The sequence below is a fragment of the Zetaproteobacteria bacterium genome, from assembly GCA_003696765.1.
Lineage (GTDB): Bacteria > Pseudomonadota > Zetaproteobacteria > Mariprofundales > J009 > RFFX01.
This window is the reverse complement of the sequence record RFFX01000002.1, coordinates 13,954-29,546: the sequence shown is the minus strand read 5'-3', so window position 1 is coordinate 29,546 and position 15,593 is coordinate 13,954. Positions and strand designations below refer to the sequence as shown.

At 68.2% G+C, this 15,593-nt stretch carries 13 protein-coding genes and 1 tRNA gene; 3 read left to right on the top strand and 11 right to left on the bottom strand.

Features of this window, described 5'->3' with window-relative positions; all coding sequences use genetic code 11:
- Nucleotides 1-11 precede the first annotated feature (11 nt).
- The 9 genes from D6682_00160 to D6682_00120 all read right to left on the bottom strand — a co-directional run bounded on the left by D6682_00160 (nt 12) and on the right by D6682_00120 (nt 9,201).
- Nucleotides 12-914 (bottom strand): 4-hydroxy-tetrahydrodipicolinate synthase, encoded by a 903-nt coding sequence (locus D6682_00160; GenBank protein RMH53041.1) that lies wholly within the window; start codon nt 912-914, stop codon nt 12-14.
- 72 nt (nt 915-986) lie between these two features.
- Nucleotides 987-3,347 carry a phenylalanine--tRNA ligase subunit beta gene (locus D6682_00155; protein ID RMH53040.1) on the bottom strand — a complete coding sequence of 787 codons (2,361 nt, stop codon included), beginning with the start codon at nt 3,345-3,347 and terminating at the stop codon, nt 987-989.
- Nucleotides 3,344-4,432 (bottom strand): phenylalanine--tRNA ligase subunit alpha, encoded by a 1,089-nt coding sequence (locus tag D6682_00150; GenBank protein RMH53039.1) that lies wholly within the window; start codon nt 4,430-4,432, stop codon nt 3,344-3,346. Before D6682_00150 ends, D6682_00155 begins: the two co-directional genes overlap by 4 nt.
- Nucleotides 4,433-4,745: 313 nt before the next feature.
- Nucleotides 4,746-5,099, bottom strand: coding sequence for a 50S ribosomal protein L20 (locus D6682_00145; protein ID RMH53038.1), 354 nt, complete (start codon nt 5,097-5,099; stop codon nt 4,746-4,748).
- 22 nt (nt 5,100-5,121) lie between these two features.
- Nucleotides 5,122-5,319, bottom strand: a complete 198-nt coding sequence (locus tag D6682_00140) for a 50S ribosomal protein L35 (GenBank protein RMH53037.1) — start codon at nt 5,317-5,319, stop codon at nt 5,122-5,124.
- 177 nt (nt 5,320-5,496) lie between these two features.
- Nucleotides 5,497-6,009, bottom strand: coding sequence for a translation initiation factor IF-3 (locus D6682_00135; protein ID RMH53036.1), 513 nt, complete (start codon nt 6,007-6,009; stop codon nt 5,497-5,499).
- Between the two features lie 9 nt (nt 6,010-6,018).
- Nucleotides 6,019-7,923 carry a threonine--tRNA ligase gene (thrS, locus tag D6682_00130; GenBank protein RMH53035.1) on the bottom strand — a complete coding sequence of 635 codons (1,905 nt, stop codon included), beginning with the start codon at nt 7,921-7,923 and terminating at the stop codon, nt 6,019-6,021.
- A 104-nt stretch (nt 7,924-8,027) separates the two neighbouring features.
- Nucleotides 8,028-8,102 (bottom strand) — tRNA-Val (locus tag D6682_00125).
- A gap of 127 nt (nt 8,103-8,229) precedes the next feature.
- Nucleotides 8,230-9,201 carry a sensor domain-containing diguanylate cyclase gene (locus D6682_00120; protein ID RMH53034.1) on the bottom strand — a complete coding sequence of 324 codons (972 nt, stop codon included), beginning with the start codon at nt 9,199-9,201 and terminating at the stop codon, nt 8,230-8,232.
- A 350-nt stretch (nt 9,202-9,551) separates the two neighbouring features.
- Here D6682_00120 and D6682_00115 point away from each other — a divergent pair, with 350 nt between their 5' ends.
- From D6682_00115 to D6682_00105, 3 genes are read left to right on the top strand one after another with little or no spacing between them, the layout of a single operon-like run.
- Nucleotides 9,552-10,502, top strand: a complete 951-nt coding sequence (locus D6682_00115; GenBank protein ID RMH53033.1) for an AAA family ATPase — start codon at nt 9,552-9,554, stop codon at nt 10,500-10,502.
- A gap of 4 nt (nt 10,503-10,506) precedes the next feature.
- Nucleotides 10,507-11,559 (top strand): DUF58 domain-containing protein, encoded by a 1,053-nt coding sequence (locus D6682_00110; GenBank protein ID RMH53032.1) that lies wholly within the window; start codon nt 10,507-10,509, stop codon nt 11,557-11,559.
- Entirely contained in the window at nt 11,556-13,424 is a 1,869-nt protein-coding gene (locus D6682_00105) for a DUF3488 domain-containing protein (GenBank protein ID RMH53031.1), read from the top strand. The genes D6682_00110 and D6682_00105 overlap by 4 nt, the downstream gene beginning before the upstream one ends.
- Before the next feature lie 34 nt (nt 13,425-13,458).
- On the opposite strand, the gene D6682_00100 is transcribed toward D6682_00105, so the two are convergent.
- Complete coding sequence (locus tag D6682_00100) at nt 13,459-14,691, bottom strand: GGDEF domain-containing protein (GenBank protein RMH53030.1); 1,233 nt, start codon at nt 14,689-14,691, stop codon at nt 13,459-13,461.
- A gap of 335 nt (nt 14,692-15,026) precedes the next feature.
- Nucleotides 15,027-15,449: a hypothetical protein gene (locus D6682_00095; protein ID RMH53029.1), complete on the bottom strand. Its 423-nt coding sequence runs from the start codon at nt 15,447-15,449 to the stop codon at nt 15,027-15,029.
- Nucleotides 15,450-15,593: the final 144 nt, after the last annotated feature.

Here is a 15,593-nt window from a genome sequence, read left to right as displayed (position 1 = left end):
ATCCGCCGGTGTTACGATCCGGCGACGGAGAGCCGCTCCCCGTCATGGCCGCGAAAGGCGCGCATCGCCGCGCGCAGCACCTCCATGGCCGCATCGTCGAGCCCGGTCAGCGGCAGACGGATCTCGTCGCTTGCCCAGCCGAGCAGGGCGCAGGCCGCCTTGACCGGCATCGGATTGCTGCGGACGAACATCGCCCGATTGAGCTCGAGCAGTGCCATCTGCAACCGGCGTGCGGTCGCCAGATCTCCACGGGCCATGGCATCGGTCAGCGCCCGCATGGTGCGCGGCGCCACGTTGGAGACCACCGAGATCACCCCCACCCCGCCGAGCGCCATGAACGGCAGCACGGTGGCGTCGTCGCCGGAGTAGAACTCGATGCGTCCGTCGCACGCCTCCATGGTGCGGGCAAGCTGCTCCATGTCGGCCGTGGCGTCCTTGATGCCGACGATGTTGCTGATGTGCGACAACCGCCCCACCGTCTCCGGCTCCAGGTTGGAGGCCGTCCGCCCCGGCACGTTGTAGAGCACCTGGGGCAGATGGACCGCCTCGGCCACCGCCCGGTGGTGGCGGTAGATCCCCTCCTGCGTCGGCTTGTTGTAGTAGGGGGAGATGAGCAGCGCCGCATCGGCGCCGGCCTCCTGTGCGGCGGCGGTCAACTCGATCGACTCGGCGGTGTTGTTGCTGCCGGTGCCGGCGATCACCGGCACCCGGCCTGCGGCCTGCTCCACGGCGATGCGGATCAGCCGCTTGTGCTCGGCCACCGACAGCGTCGCCGCCTCACCGGTGCTGCCGGCGGGGATCAGCCCCTGGACACCGGCCTCGATCTGCCGCTCGATATGGGCGCGGAAGGCCTCCTCGTCGATCTCCCCGTCGCGAAAGGGGGTGATCAGTGCGGTCATGGTTCCGTGAAACATGCTACTCCTTCCTCCCGGTGGTCTCCTGCCGATCCTCCGGAGCGAACAGGCCGCCCGATGCGCCTCCGCCGCTCAGCGCCGCACCGCGCCGAACCGCTTCGCCAGCGTCCCGGCCACCCCGCGGATCACCTGCTCGGCCTCCTCCTGGGTCAGGGTGCGCCTGCCATCGCGCAGCCGGCAGCGCAGCCCGATGCTGACCCACCCCCGCTCCACCCCCTCACCGGTGAAGCGGTCGAAGATCTCCACCGACTCGAGCAGCCTGCCGCCGGCCCGGCTCGCCGCCTGCAGGATCTCCGCCGCGGTGGTCGTGCACGGGAAGGCCATCACCAGATCGCGAACGATGGCCGGATACTCGGGCAAGGGCATGAAGCGGACCGCCTTCCGGCGCGCGGGCAGCCGATCGAGCGCGATCTGGGCGACGAAGACCGGCAGATCGATCTGGAAACGGTCCGCCACCTGCGGTTGGATGCGGCCGAGCACCCCCACCCGATCGCGCCCGACCATGATGGCGGCGCTCTGCCCCGGCTGTAGTCCAGGCAGACGGTCATCGGCGATGAAGCGGGCTGTGATACCGCGCCGATCCAGCCAGCACTCCACCGCCCCCTTGAGATCGCGAAACTCCGCCGGACGGCCGCGGCCGTACCAGCCATCCGGCTCGACGGCGCCGGCCATGAGCCAGCCGATCAGCCTGTACTCCTCGAAGCGCTCTTTCCCGGTACGGCGGTAGCCCCGACCCTGCTCGACCAGCGCCACGAAGGGCTGTTGGCGGTTGAGGTTGTACTGCGCGGAGCGCAGCAGGCCGACGAAGAGGCTGCGCCGCATCACCGCCATCGCCTCGGAGATCGGATTGGCCAGCAGCAGATCGCCGGCAGGATCGGGATCGAACAGACGCTGCTCCTCCACGCTGATGAAGGCGTAGTTGACCACCTGGGTGAAGCCGCCGGCCACCGCCTGTTCGAGCGCGGCGTCACGAGGCACCGGCGCCACCGCCGCCTGCCGCGGCGCCACCGTCGGGATGGCGTCGTAGCCGATGATGCGGCCATACTCCTCGGAGAGATCCTCGGGCAGGGAGATGTCGTGGCGGAAGGGCGGAACCACGACGGAGATCCGCCCGTCGGAACGGGTCACCCCGAAGCCCATGCGGCGCAACACCGCATCGAACCGCTCCTCCACGGCCAGCCCCAACCGCGCCTCGATGCGGCCCACCGTGGTGCTGATCGTACGCGACTCCAGCAACCCGTCCAGGGCGCCGCATCGGCGCACACCACCGGCACGGCCGCCGAACAGATCGAGGATCAATGCCGTCGCCCGTTCCATCGCACAGGCCACCTGCGCCGGATCGACACCGCGCTCGAAGCGCATCGACGCCTCGGAGACCACTCCGAGCCGGCGGCGGCTGCGGCTGATGCCGGCCGGCGTGAAGAAGGCCGACTCGATCAGCAAATCCGTGGTCTGCTCCGTCACGCAGGACTCCTCCGAGCCGATGATGCCGGCCAAAGCCAGCACCCCGCGGCCATCGGCGATGACCAGATCCTCACTGTTCAGTTCGTAGCGGTGTCCGTCGAGCGCATCGATCCGCTCGCCCCCGACCGCCCGCCGCACCACCACCGGACCACGAATGCGTGCGGCGTCGAAGGCGTGCATCGGCTGGCCCAGCTCGAACATGACGAAGTTGAGGACGTCGACCACGCCGTTGACCGGCCGCTGACCCATCGCCAGCAACCGCTGCTGCAGCCACGCCGGCGACGGCGCCACCCGCACCCCGCGGATGGTGCGGGCGAGGTAGCAGGGGGCGCCGTCGGCGGCCCGCAGATCCACCTGCGGCGCGGCCGCTTCCGAATCGACGGCCACCGCGGCCACGTTGGGCGTGCGCAGCGGCCGATCCATCTCCGCGGCCAGCTCGCGCGCCAGCCCGAAGATGCTCATGCAGTCGCCTCGGTTGGGGGTGATGGAGAGGGCAAAGATGGTCTCCTCCAGCCCGAGCCAGTCGCCCATCGCCATGCCCACCTCGGCGTCATCGGGCAGGATCAGCAATCCCTCGGCATCGTCGGCCAACTGCAGCTCACGCCCCGAGCAGCACATGCCGCAGCTCTCCTCGCCACGGATGCGCCCCTTCTTGATCACCACCCCGCCGGGAAGCGTGGCGCCGACGGTAGCCACCGGCACCTTGTCGCCGACAGCCATGTTGGTGGCGCCGCAGACGATCTGCAGCGGTGCAGCGGCCCCGACATCGACGGTGAGCAGCCGCAGACGATCGGCGTTGGGGTGGGGCTCCATGGTCAGGATGCGACCAACGCGCACCCGTGCCAGCGCCGCGCGCGGGTGCTCCACCGCCTCCACCTCGTGGCCGAGGCGGACCAGCGCCTCGGCGATCTCATCATCCGAGGCCGGAAGATCGACGAACGACCGCAGCCAGGAACGGGGCAGCCTCATCGTCCCGCCCTCCCCCGGTCGATCTGCCGGATGAAGCGGATGTCGTTGTCGAAGAAGAGACGCAGATCGGGGATGCCGTACTTGAGCATCACCAGCCGCTCCACCCCGAGGCCGAAGGCGTATCCACAGAAGCGCGCGCTGTCGATCCCCACCGAGCGCAACACATTGGGGTGGATCATGCCGCTGCCCAGCACCTCGAGCCAGCCGCTCTGCTTGCAGACCCGGCAGCCCGCGCCATCGCACAGCACACAGCCGATATCGACCTCGGCCGAAGGCTCGGTGAAGGGGAAATAGCTCGGCCGCAGCCGGATCGGCAGATCGCGTCCGAAATAGGTGGAGAGGAAAAAGTGCAACACCCCCTTGAGCTCGGCCATCGATGCCGCGCTATCGACCTTGAATACCTCCACCTGGTGGAACATCGGGGAATGGGTCACATCGTGGTCGCAGCGATAGACCCGACCCGGCGCCACCACGGCGAGCGGAGGCTCCCCCCCCTCGGCCACCATCCTGCGCATCGCCCGTACCTGCACGGGGGAGGTGTGGGTGCGCAAGAGCAGCGCACTCCCTCCGGACTCCATGCGCAAGAAGAAGGTGTCGTGCATGGCCCGCGCCGGGTGCTCGGGGGGGATGTTGAGCGCATCGAAGTTGTGCTCCTCATCCTCGATCTCCGGACCTTCGGCGACGGTGAAGCCGAGGTGGGTGAAGATGCCGACCATCTCCCGAATGCCGCACTCCACCGGATGCATCGCCCCGATGCGCGCGGCGGTACCCGGCAGGGTGACATCGATGCGCTCGGCCTCGATCCGCGCCGCTTCGGCCTGCTGGCGCAACAGGGCCGCCCGCGCATCGAAGGCCTCGCCCAGACGGCGCTTGACCTCATTGACCCTGCTGCCCACCTGCGGCCGCTCTCCGGCCGGGAGCGACCCCATGCCGCGCAGCAGGGCGGTCAGCGTCCCCTTGCGCCCCAACACCCCCGTCCGACAGGCGGCCAACCGCTCCAGCGAGTCTGCCTCGGCGATCGCAGCCAGCGTCTCCTGCTCCAGCGCCGCCAACCGGGCGGTGATCTCCTCGATTGCCCCCGTCATCCGGTGATCAGACCACAAAAGGTCCGTCCATGGACGTTTTGCTTAACGGGGATCGAAGGGCGCGCTCTTCGATCCCCTAACAAATCCATCGGCTGCATGCGCAACCTTCGGATTTGCGCGGCCGTCCGTGGCCGCGCTGACGACTTTCTTGCGAAGTCGTCAGCGATACCGCACAACGAAAAATGGCAGAGCCGCACCGGCCCTGCCATTCCTCCCGATCCCGATCGCGCGGGCCCCGGCGGGAGCCCCGCGCAGATCGGATCAAAGATGATCGAATCGCAAAAAGTCCGTCCGTGGTCTTTTTGCGGTATGATCAAAGATGCGCGCGAGCCATCTCCACCAGCTTGGCGAACCCCTCCGCGTCACGCACCGCGACGTCGGCCAGAACCTTGCGGTCGAGCTCCACGCCCGCCTTGTCCAGGCCGTGCATGAAGCGTGAATAGCTCAGCCCGTGCAGCCGGGCGGCGGCGTTGATGCGGGCGATCCACAGACGACGAAAGGCGCGCTTCCTGACCCGGCGATCGCGATAGGCGTACTCGCGCGCCTTGTCCACCGCCTGGGTGGCGACACGGAAACAGGTGCTGCGCCGGCCGCGATACCCCTTGGCCGCCTTGAGCACCTTCTTGTGGCGGGCGTGTGCCTGCACCCCCGAGTTGACTCGTGCCATCGCAAACCCTCCTCAGCCCGGATCAGCGGCCGGGAACCAGGCGGTCGAGCGCCTTCGCATCGCTCTTGGCCACCAACGCGCCGCCACGGATGCGGCGCTTCCGCTTGGAGCTCTTCTTGGTCAGGATGTGGTTGCCAAATGCCTTGTTCCTTTTCCACTTGCCGCTTCCGGTCTTGGAGAAGCGCTTGGCCGCACCACGATTGGTCTTCATCTTGGGCATTTCGTTGGTCTCACTACTTATGTGGTTACGAAACGTCCGTCCGTGGACGTTTTGCTCGGCGGGAATCGAGGAGCGCGCTCTTCGATCCCCTGACAAAGCCTTCGCTTGCGTACGCAAGCCATTGATCTACGAGTATCTCCTGGTCGCGGATGCCGGCTTCCCGCGAAACCGCACCCGCTACCGCTTCAAGGGAGCCAGAATGAGCAACATCTGACGCCCCTCCATGTTGGGCTCCCGCTCCACCTTGGCCAGATCGGCCACCTCGTCGGCCACCCGCCGGAGCATCGCCGCTCCGCGGTCGATATAGGCCATCTCGCGCCCGCGAAAGCGCAGGCTCAGCTTCACCTTGTTGCCCGCCTGCAGGAATCGGCGCACATTCTTCAGTTTGGTCTCCAGATCGTGCTGGTCGGTGCTGGAGCGCAGCTTGACCTCCTTGATCTGGACCACCTGCTGCCGTTTCCTGGCCTGGCTGGCCTTCTTGCTGCGCTCGTACTTGTACCGTCCATAGTCGAGCAGCTTGCACACCGGCGGCGACGCATGGGCCGACATCATCACCAGATCGAGCCCCGCCTCCTCGGCGGCGGCCAGCGCCTCCTCCCTGCTCAATACACCGAGCTGCCTTCCTTCCGCATCGATCAAACGCACCCTGGGCGCGTCGATCGCCTCATTCACCAACAGTTCCCTACTGATGCAAGCCCCCTACAGATAATCGTTCCGCATCGATCGCATCCGCTCGATCCATGCATCGACGCCCATCACCCCGAAATTCTCGCCCTCCCTGCTGCGCACGGAGACCGTCCGCTCCTCCGCCTCCCGATCTCCGACCACCAGAATGAAGGGCACCCGCTCGAGCGTGAGGGCGCGCACCTTATAGCCGAGCTTTTCGTTGCGCAAGTCCGTTTCGACCCGGAAGCCGGCCTGCCGCATCCGCTCCGCGATCCGGCAGGCGTACTCCCTCTGCCGCTCGGTCAGACTGGCCACCACGGCCTGCACCGGCGCCAGCCAGAAGGGGAACTTACCGGCATGGTGTTCGATCAGGATCCCGATGAACCGCTCCATCGAACCGAGAATGGCACGATGCAGCATCACCGGCGTCTTCCGACTGTTGTCCTCGGCGATGTAGGAGGCCCCGAGCCGACCCGGCATGGAGAAGTCGACCTGGATGGTACCACACTGCCACACCCGACCGAGGCAGTCGCGCAGCGAGAACTCGATCTTCGGCCCGTAGAAGGCCCCCTCCCCCGGGTTCTCGCCATAGTCGATCCCCTTGGAGCGCAGCGCCTGATGGAGGGCCGCCTCCGCCTTGTTCCACTGGGCGTCGCTCCCCACCCGCTGCTCCGGCCGGTCGGAGAGGAAGACGATGACGTCGTCGAAACCGAACCGGCGGTAGACCTCGTAGACCAGATCGATGAAGGCCCCCACCTCCTGCTGGATCTGCGACTCGGTACAGAAGATGTGGGCGTCGTCCTGAACGAAGTTGCGCAGCCGCATCAGGCCGTGCAGCGTGCCGGAGGGCTCGTTGCGGTGGCAGGAGCCGAACTCGGCCAATCTCAGCGGCAGATCGCGGTAGGAGTGGAGCTCCTGGTTGAACACCTGCACGTGGCAGGGGCAGTTCATCGGCTTGATCGCGTAGTCGCGGTTCTCGGTGCTGGTGGTGAACATGTCGTCGCGGAACTTGTCCCAGTGGCCGGAGCGTTCCCACAGCTTGCGGTCGACCACCTGCGGCGTCCGGACCTCGCGGTAGCCGTGCTCGCGCATCACCCGCCGGATCTCGCCCTCGATCACCTGCCACACCGCCCACCCCTTCGGATGCCAGAAGACCATCCCCGGCGCCTCCTCCTGCAGGTGGAACAGGTGCAACTGCCGGCCCAGCTTGCGGTGATCGCGCTTTTCGGCCTCCTCCAGCCGGTGCAGGTAGGCCTTCAGCGCCCTCTTGTCGGCCCAGGCGGTGCCGTAGATGCGCTGCAACTGCTCGTTGGAGGCATCGCCCTCCCAGTAGGCGCCGGCCACCCGCATCAGCTTGAACGCCTTGATCCGGCCGAGGTCGGGCAGGTGGGGGCCGCGACAGAGGTCGAGCCAGTCGCCCTGACGGTAGACGCTCACCACCTCCCCCTCGGGGATGCGCGCCACCAGCTTCGCCTTGTAGTGCTCACCCTGCCCGTTGAAGAAGTCGATCGCCTGCTCCCGCGACCACTCCTCACGCACCACCGGAAGCTTGCGCCTGGCGATCTCCGCCATCCGCTGCTCGATCGCCTGCAGATCCTCCGGGGTGAAGGGGCGCTCGAAGGCGAAGTCGTAGTAAAACCCATCCTCGATCACCGGCCCGATCGCCACCTTCGCCTGTGGAAAGAGCTCCTTGACCGCCTGCGCGAGCAGATGGGCGGTGGTGTGGCGGATCACCTCCAGCCCCTGCTCGGAGTCCCCCTTGATCAGCTCCACCCGGTCACCGTCGTGCAACTCGGTGGAGAGATCGCGCAGCACCCCGTTGATCGATGCGGCGACCACCGCCCGGGCCAGCCCTGGGCCGATCGCCCGGGCCAGATCGAGCGCGGTGGCCCCGGATTCGAGCGTGCGAACGGATCGATCGGGTAGATGAATGTTCATGCGTTATGGAGTATCCAGACCGAGGCGACGGCAAGCCTGAGAGGGTCCACCCGTGGACTTGGCCATCGCCATGGGGTGCGAACCGGGCACACCCGGAAGGAAACTGGTTGGCTCGGGCGGGATTGAACCGCCGACCCCCACCGTGTCAAGGTGATGCTCTCCCACTGAGCTACGAGCCAATCGAAAGCGTGCAAAACGCGCCCCACCCAAGCGGGGGCGAGGCGCGGCGAACGGTACTGAGCCGCCTCGTCGATGGCAAGGGCAAACCCGCAGGCACCGGAGCCATCGGCCAACGGTGCTCTTGCCTCAACCCTCCCCGGACGCCGCGGCGCCACGCCACAGTTCGACGTCGGCACCCTCCCCGTGCACATCCAGACGGTTGCGCCCGTTTTCCTTGGCCTTGTAGAGGGCGGCATCCGCATACTTGTAGACATCGTCCTGCTCATATTTCTGTGCCGGGTCGAGGACAATCATCCCCATCGACAGCGTCACCCGGTTGTGCGGGGGATTGCCGGAGTGCTCGATGGCCCGCTCGTACATCAACCACCGCGCCCGCTCGGCGACCAACCGGGCATCCTCCGAACGCACCACGGGAAAGAGGGCGGCAAACTCCTCCCCGCCAAGTCGAAAGATATAATCACCCGGACGAAGAAAACTCTGCTGCAGCACATCGACGATCGAGCGCAACACATCGTCCCCGGCATGGTGCCCATAGGTATCGTTGTACCTCTTGAAGTTGTCCGCATCGACCATCAAAAACGCCAGATAGTGCCGCTCGCGCCGGGCACGGGCCATCTCTCGCGGCAGCACCATGTCAAAGTAGCGCCGGTTGAACGCCCCGGTCATCGGGTCGGTAACGCTCAGCTTCTCCATCGTCTTCTGAGCGGTGATGTCCTGCCGGACGGCAAAATAGCCGATGATCGTCCCTTCCGATCCGATCAGCGGCTCGATATTCGCCTTGACCCAGTAGAATCCGCCATCCCTGGTGCGGTTCTTGATCTCACCGCTCCAGCACCTCCCGGACTGGATGGTTCGCCACAGATCGGCAAAGAGCGAGGCGGGCATGTCGGGATGGCGCACGATGTTGTGCGGCTTGCCGATCAACTCCTCCCGGCGGAAACCGCTGATGGCACAAAACGCATGGCTGACATGCACGATGATCCCCCGCGCATCGGTGGCGGAAAGAATGACATGGCTGTCCACCGAGTGGAGCTTACGGGTGGCGATGACGCGCATCAGTTCGGAATCCGAAGCCCCACCAGCACCCTGTTCCTGCATACTCAGTTGCCCCACCGTGGCTCAGATAATGCATATACGCAGCCGCTGCGGGAAGGATAGCCACCCGCCCCGTCCCCGCCAACCACACAGCAACATCAACCCTTTCCAAAAGAATCGCCTCGGCATGCCTCGGATCGCAAAAAAGTCCCTCCGTGGACTTTTTGCTCGACGGCGATCGAAGAGCGCGATCTTCGATCGCCTTACAAAAAACCGTCGCTTGCCTGCGCAAGCTTCGGTTTTGCGCGGCCATCCTGACCGCGGATGCCGACTTCTTGCGAATTCGTCATGGCTGAAGCGCGGAAATTCAGCCACATCATGGACGCCCACCGACCCGGCGCTAGCCTTGTTCCATGACTCGATCGCAACCAGACTCCTCCACCGGGCAGGAAGCCGACCTCCACCAGTCCGCCTGTCGACTGCGCGATCAACTGGCCTGCGCCCTGGCCGGCAAGGACGAGGTGATCCGCAACCTGCTGATCACCCTCTTCTGCGGCGGCCACCTCCTGATCGAGGATCTCCCCGGTGTGGGCAAGACCACCCTGGCCCACGCGCTGGCCCGCAGCCTGGACAGCGACTTCGGCCGCATCCAGTTCACCGCCGATCTGCTGCCGGCCGACATCGTCGGGGTGGAGATCTTCGATCCGGCACAGAACCGCTTCGTCTTCCACCCCGGAGCGATCTTCCACCACATCCTGCTGGCCGACGAGATCAACCGCGCCACCCCCAAAGCGCAGTCGGCGCTGCTCGAGGCGATGGCCGAAGGGCAGGTGACCATCGAGCGCGAGACCCGACCCCTGCCCCACCCCTTTCTGGTCATCGCCACCCAGAATCCGCTGGAACAGGCCGGCACCTTCCCGCTGCCCGAGTCGCAGCTCGACCGCTTCTTCATGCGGATCGAGATCGGCTACCCCGACCGCGAGGCCGAGCGGCGGGTGCTCACCGGGGAGGCGGGTGCGGAACGGCTGGAGGCGATGGCACCGGTGGCCGACTGGAAGACGGTGGCAGCGATCCGCCGCGCCGTCGCACGGGTCCATACCGCCGAACCGCTGCTCGACTACCTGCTCGCCCTGCTTGCGGCCAGCCGCGACGGCAGGCTGCTGCGGCAGGGGATCAGCCCGCGCGCCGGGCGGGAGCTGCTGCGCGCCGCCCAGGCCTGCGCCTGGCTCGACCGGCGCGACTTCGTCACCGCCGCCGATCTGCAGCGGGTGTGGCTCCCCTGCCTCGCCCACCGCGTCACCGCCGACGGCGACAGCGTCGCCGCGCTGAGCGCACTGCGCGAACAGGTGCCTGTCCCGGGCTGATCCCGTGGCCTACGATCCCGCCGACCTGAAGCTGCCGTGGTGGCTGCTGCGGCTCTTCGACCGGCTGGTGGCCATCCGCCTGCCGCTGCCCGGCGGCTGGAGCATCGGGCCCACCCGGGCGGGCGCGCTCTTTACCGGCGCCTGGTGCGGGGTGTGGGCCGCCGCCCTCTACTCGGGCAACAACCTGCTCTACCTCTGCGCGGCGCTGTTCACGGTGATCGGCGGACGGGCCCTCATCCAGGCGGTGGGGCAACTGCGGCTGGCGCTGGCACTCTGCACCGGCCGGAAGCGGGCACCCGAGAGCCTTGCCACGTCGAGCGCATCGACCACGGTCACCGCCGGGCAGACCCGCTGCTGGCAGCAACGCACCGGCCACCGACGCCGCGATGCCGGCTGGATCGAGCTCTGCGGCGACTATGGCGCCGGGGTCCGCGAAGCGATCGACTGCCGGCTGCTCCCGGGCGAGGCCGAGCTGCGCGGTCGCATCCGTGCCGCGCGGCGCGGCCTCTACCGGCTGCGGCGCTGGCAGGCGGCCACCGAGGCGCCGGCGGGGCTGTTCCGCATCGCCCGCACCCTCCCCGCCCGCATGCGCCACGAACTGGTGGTGCTTCCCGCCGCCCTCCCCTGGCAGGCCGACGCCACTGCCGCCACGGGGGCGGGGAGCAGCGGTGGCGAGGAGGAGCTCCACGGGCTGCGCCCCTACCTGCCCGGCGATCCGATCACCCGCATCCACTGGCGCAAGGCCGCCCGCAGCGGTCGCTGGGCGAGCAAGCAGTTCTCCACAGTATCCACGGCACCGCGGCCGGGCGCGCGGCTGCGGGTCGACCTGCGCCTGCCGCCGGAGCGGGATCCCGGCGCCTTCGAGGCGCTGCTCGGCCGCGCCCGCTACTGGATGGAGTCCACCCCCGGAGCGGAGGCGATCATCCTCGGCCAACAGCGCTTCCCGCTGGGAACGGCCGGGGAGCGGCAGGCGGCGCTGCGCGCGCTGGCCGCCGCCCGACCCGAAAACCAACCCCCGCTGCCGGGCAGCGGCCCGCTGCTTTCGCTGGCCGGTTGACCACCGCCGAACGGCACACCCTGATGGTACTGGCCTGCGGCATCGCCGCGCTGGCCTTCTCCGACTTCGTCCGCCCGCTCTACTGGCTGCCGGCGGCGGCGATGGTGCTGCTGCGCTGGTGGCGCGGGCCTCGGCTGGCCATCGGCGAGATGCAGGCCAGCCTGATCGGGTGGGTCGGCTTCTTCTGGGGCGGGATCGAGCTGCTCATCGGGGTGCCATGGATCGTGGTCTTCACCGACTTCCTGCTCATCCTGTCGCTGGCCGTGGCGATCGAGGCGGCGACGGCGCGCAACCACCTCCACCGCATCCTGGTCGGCATCTTCCTGCTGCTGGCCGCCTCGGTACTGACCGACTCGGTGCTCTTCGTCCTGCCGCTGGCCGGCATGGTCTGGTTCCTCTGGCGGGCGACCCTCTGCCTCTACGGGCGCAACCTGCCCGGCGGCGACCTGCCGCTGCCGCCGGCAGGCAGCGACCTGGGCGGCTGGCTGGCCATGCTGCTGGCCGGCGCGCTGCTCTTCTTCCTCGCGCCCCGCTTCTCCACCCACCGCCTGCTGCAGCCGACCCAGCCGCGGATGGCGACCAGCGGCTTCTCCGACCGGGTGGCGCTGGGCGACTTCGCCCGCAGCCTCGACACCACCGTGGTGCTGCGCATCGAGCCCGTGGAGCGAAGCGACCGGGCGATCGCCCGCTTCCACCGGCTGATCACCGGCCGCTACTGGCGCGGCACCCTCCTCCACCGCTTCACCGGCCACGGCTGGCGACAGGGGCCGCAACCACGGGCGGGGCGCTGGCCGGCCGGAACCACCCTGCGGATGCGTGGCGGCAACGCGCGTGCCACCGCCGCCCTGCTCTACCGCGAGGCGACCGACCACCCCTACCTGCTGCTGCCCGATGGCACCACATCGATCGCCCGCATCCCGCGGATGCTGCGCGCCAGTGCGGACGGCGTGCTGCGCTTTGCCACCGCTCCCAATCGACGGCTGCGGCTGGCCATCACCCTGACCAGCGACACAGGCCCACCGATCCCCGCCGGGCCGCCGACCAGCGCCGATCGCGACCGCAGCCGCACTCCGGCGGCGCTGCGCCGCTGGCTTGCAGCCATCGCACCCCGCAGCAGGAGCGCGTACGCGCGGCTGCAGGCGGTGCAGCGGGAGCTGCGCGGCTGGCGCTACGACATCCACGCCAGGATCGACGACCTGCGGCCGCTGGCCAGCTTCCTCGCCGGGAAGCGAGGGCACTGCGAGCTCTTCGCCACCACGCTGGCGCTGGCCGCGCGCGAGCTGGGCTTCCCGGCCCATCTGGTCAACGGCTACTACGGCGGCGAATGGAACGAGATCGGAGGCTTCCTGCTGATCCGACAGCAACACGCCCACAGCTGGGTGGAGGTGTGGCATGACGGCCGCTGGTGGCGCATGGATCCCACCCCACCGGCGCGCTGGCGGCTCTCAGGTGTCTGGCTGCCCCGGCTCGACGCCGCATGGGAGTCGCTCCGGATGGCCTGGTACCGCTATGTGCTGGAGTTTCGCGACTCCGACCGGGCGGCGGCGCTGCGCGCGCTGGCCCGGGCCGCAGGGCATCCTGCAGCCCTGCTGGCCCTGGTGATACTGGTGACGGCCGCGCCCCTGCTCTGGTGGCGCCGTCGCGCCGGAGGCGCCAACCCCGCGGCGATCCCGCTGCTCGATGGCTGGCTGCGCCGGCGCGGCATCGCCCGCACCGTCGGCCAACCGCTCTCAGCACTGCCGACGCCGCCAGGCGTGGCGGCGGAGTCGTGGAACCGCTTCGTCGCCGAGTGGGAAGAGGGCATCTACCGGCAAGGGCGGCGCTGGCCGTGGTGGCGGCTCGCCCTCCGTCTCCGCCGTCTGTAGGGGGCGCGGTCCCGAGCGCGAACCGGCCGTGGCGCTACTCGGCGCTGCTCACCCGGTTGCGCCCTCCCGTCTTGGAGGCGTAGAGCGCCTCGTCCGCCCGCTTGATCCATGCCGAGTTGGGCTCGCCCGGCCGCCGCTGTGCCACGCCGACGCTGACGGTGACCGGGATCGGGCCGGCGGAGGTCTTGAAATCGTGCACATCGACGGCGGCACGCAGCTCTTCGGCCAACTCCACCGCCGTCGCCAGTGGGGTGTCGGGAAAGACGACACAGAACTCCTCGCCACCGAGACGGGCCACCATGTCGCCCTCGCGCACACAACCGCTCAACACCTCGGCCAGGTCGGCCAGCACCTCGTCGCCGGCGTCGTGCCCGTACTGATCATTGATTTTCTTGAAGAAGTCGATATCGAGCATGACGAAAGACACCGTCTCCGACTTCAACCCGCGCAGGAACTCGGCCAGCCGACGGCGGTTGGCCAAGCCGGTCAACGGATCGTTGCGCGCCTGCGCCTCCGCCCGCTTGAGCTGCTCGGTGAGCTGCTGCATCTTTCGCATCTGCTGCTGCATCTGCTGCTGCATCGCCTCGTTGGCCTCGACCACCTTGTTGCCGGCGGCGAGGATCTCCTCGCGCGCCTGCTCCAACAGCCGCTTCGCCGCCACCGGATCCTCCGGCAGATCCTGCGACAGCACCTCCTGCGCCCGCGCCAGCTCCGAGGAATCGGCCCCCACCTCCTGCAACACCCTGGACATCGAGGCGAGCGAGGCGCGCAGCGTGGCGATCAGTTCGTTGAGTTCGCCACGCACCACCCGATCCTCCTGCAGATGGGCACGCAGCATCATCTCCAGCGCCTGAGCTTTGTCGGCGATCTCCCGATCGGCGGCGATCTCGCGTCCGATCAGCGCGCTGCAGCGGGCGATGGTGCGATGGAGGATCGGGACGTCCTGCTGCGCCTGGGCGAGCAGGCGGCGGCGCTGCTCGACATGCTCGATCAACCGGTCGGCATCCTGCTCGCCCATCTCCCGGCCGACATCGGAGGAGAGCAACAAGCCGTGCTCGGCATCGATCAGCCGGGAGAGGAGCCGGGCGAGCAGACGGTACTGGGAGACGGGGACCGCAGGGAGCCCCTGCAGCTTCTCCAGCGTCGAGGCCATCCGCCTGAGGATGGCACGCAGCTCGACATGCTCCTTGTTCGACGCCAACACGATGGGACGCAGCGCATCGAAGTCGTCGATGAGCTGATGGACCAAAGCATCCTTCTCGGACATGACGGATCAGATCGCAAAGGATCCCTCCATGGACCCTTTGCCCGAACCGGAGTCGACCAGGGAGAAGCTCCGGATGTGCGCGACGGCACGCCGAAGGGCGCATGGTCGACTCCGGCAAGGCCGCCATCGTCCTCCGATCCCGCCGCCGCGCGGCTGGCTGCGGTCGCACGAGCGGAAATGGTAGCGCACGACCCCCGCCGGGTCACCCGCAGTGGGGATGGCGGAACGATCGCAGGTGTGGCGACAGGGAGAAACGGGAGGGGCCGCCGGAGGAGGAGCGCGCCCGGAGAGGGGAAAAAGATAGGGGCGGTAGGGGGCGAAGCGCGCCCGCCGGATCAGGCCAGGCGGCGCAGCCGTTCCGACTCGACGTTGATGATGGTCTCCGATGTATCCAGCAGGGGGGATCCCCCCTGTGTGCTGCGGATGGCATGCAGCCGCGAGCCGACGGCGTCGAGCTTCTCACGCAACTCGAGGGTGTTGCCGATCCCTTCGCGCTCGATCTGCGCCAGGCCGTCGTCCAGGACATCGATCCCCTGCCGGACCAGCATCAGCAGCACCTCGGGATGGTCGTCCCGCTCCCGGGGAGCCTGCTCAGATGCGGCATCGGCGCGATCCCGCCCCTCCTCCCGCCGGTCGACACCCCCGGTGGCCTGCTGCTCGTGCATCACCGAGGCGAAGGCATCCTTCTCCGTGCCGGAACGCCGCCGCTTCCGGGTGACGCTTCCGCTCTGAACCGAGTTTCTCCGAACGACTTTCATGATCGCATCGCAACAACTCCCTCCATGGAGCTCTTGCTCGACGGCAATCGAAGAGCGCGCTCTTCGATTGCCTCACAAATCCATCGCTTGCTTCGCAGGATCTCGATTTGCACGGCCATCCGTGGCCGCGTGGGAACCTTCCGC

Coding starts and splice junctions, on each gene's coding strand:
- D6682_00095 (RMH53029.1), bottom strand. CDS start 15,449: ATGAAAGTCGTTCGGAGAAACTCGGTTCAGAGCGGAAGCGTCACCCGG.
- D6682_00145 (RMH53038.1), bottom strand. CDS start 5,099: ATGGCACGAGTCAACTCGGGGGTGCAGGCACACGCCCGCCACAAGAAG.
- D6682_00140 (RMH53037.1), bottom strand. CDS start 5,319: ATGCCCAAGATGAAGACCAATCGTGGTGCGGCCAAGCGCTTCTCCAAG.
- D6682_00160 (RMH53041.1), bottom strand. CDS start 914: ATGTTTCACGGAACCATGACCGCACTGATCACCCCCTTTCGCGACGGG.
- D6682_00150 (RMH53039.1), bottom strand. CDS start 4,432: ATGACGGGGGCAATCGAGGAGATCACCGCCCGGTTGGCGGCGCTGGAG.
- D6682_00100 (RMH53030.1), bottom strand. CDS start 14,691: ATGTCCGAGAAGGATGCTTTGGTCCATCAGCTCATCGACGACTTCGAT.
- D6682_00155 (RMH53040.1), bottom strand. CDS start 3,347: ATGAGGCTGCCCCGTTCCTGGCTGCGGTCGTTCGTCGATCTTCCGGCC.
- thrS (RMH53035.1), bottom strand. CDS start 7,923: ATGAACATTCATCTACCCGATCGATCCGTTCGCACGCTCGAATCCGGG.
- D6682_00120 (RMH53034.1), bottom strand. CDS start 9,201: ATGCAGGAACAGGGTGCTGGTGGGGCTTCGGATTCCGAACTGATGCGC.
- D6682_00115 (RMH53033.1), top strand. CDS start 9,552: ATGACTCGATCGCAACCAGACTCCTCCACCGGGCAGGAAGCCGACCTC.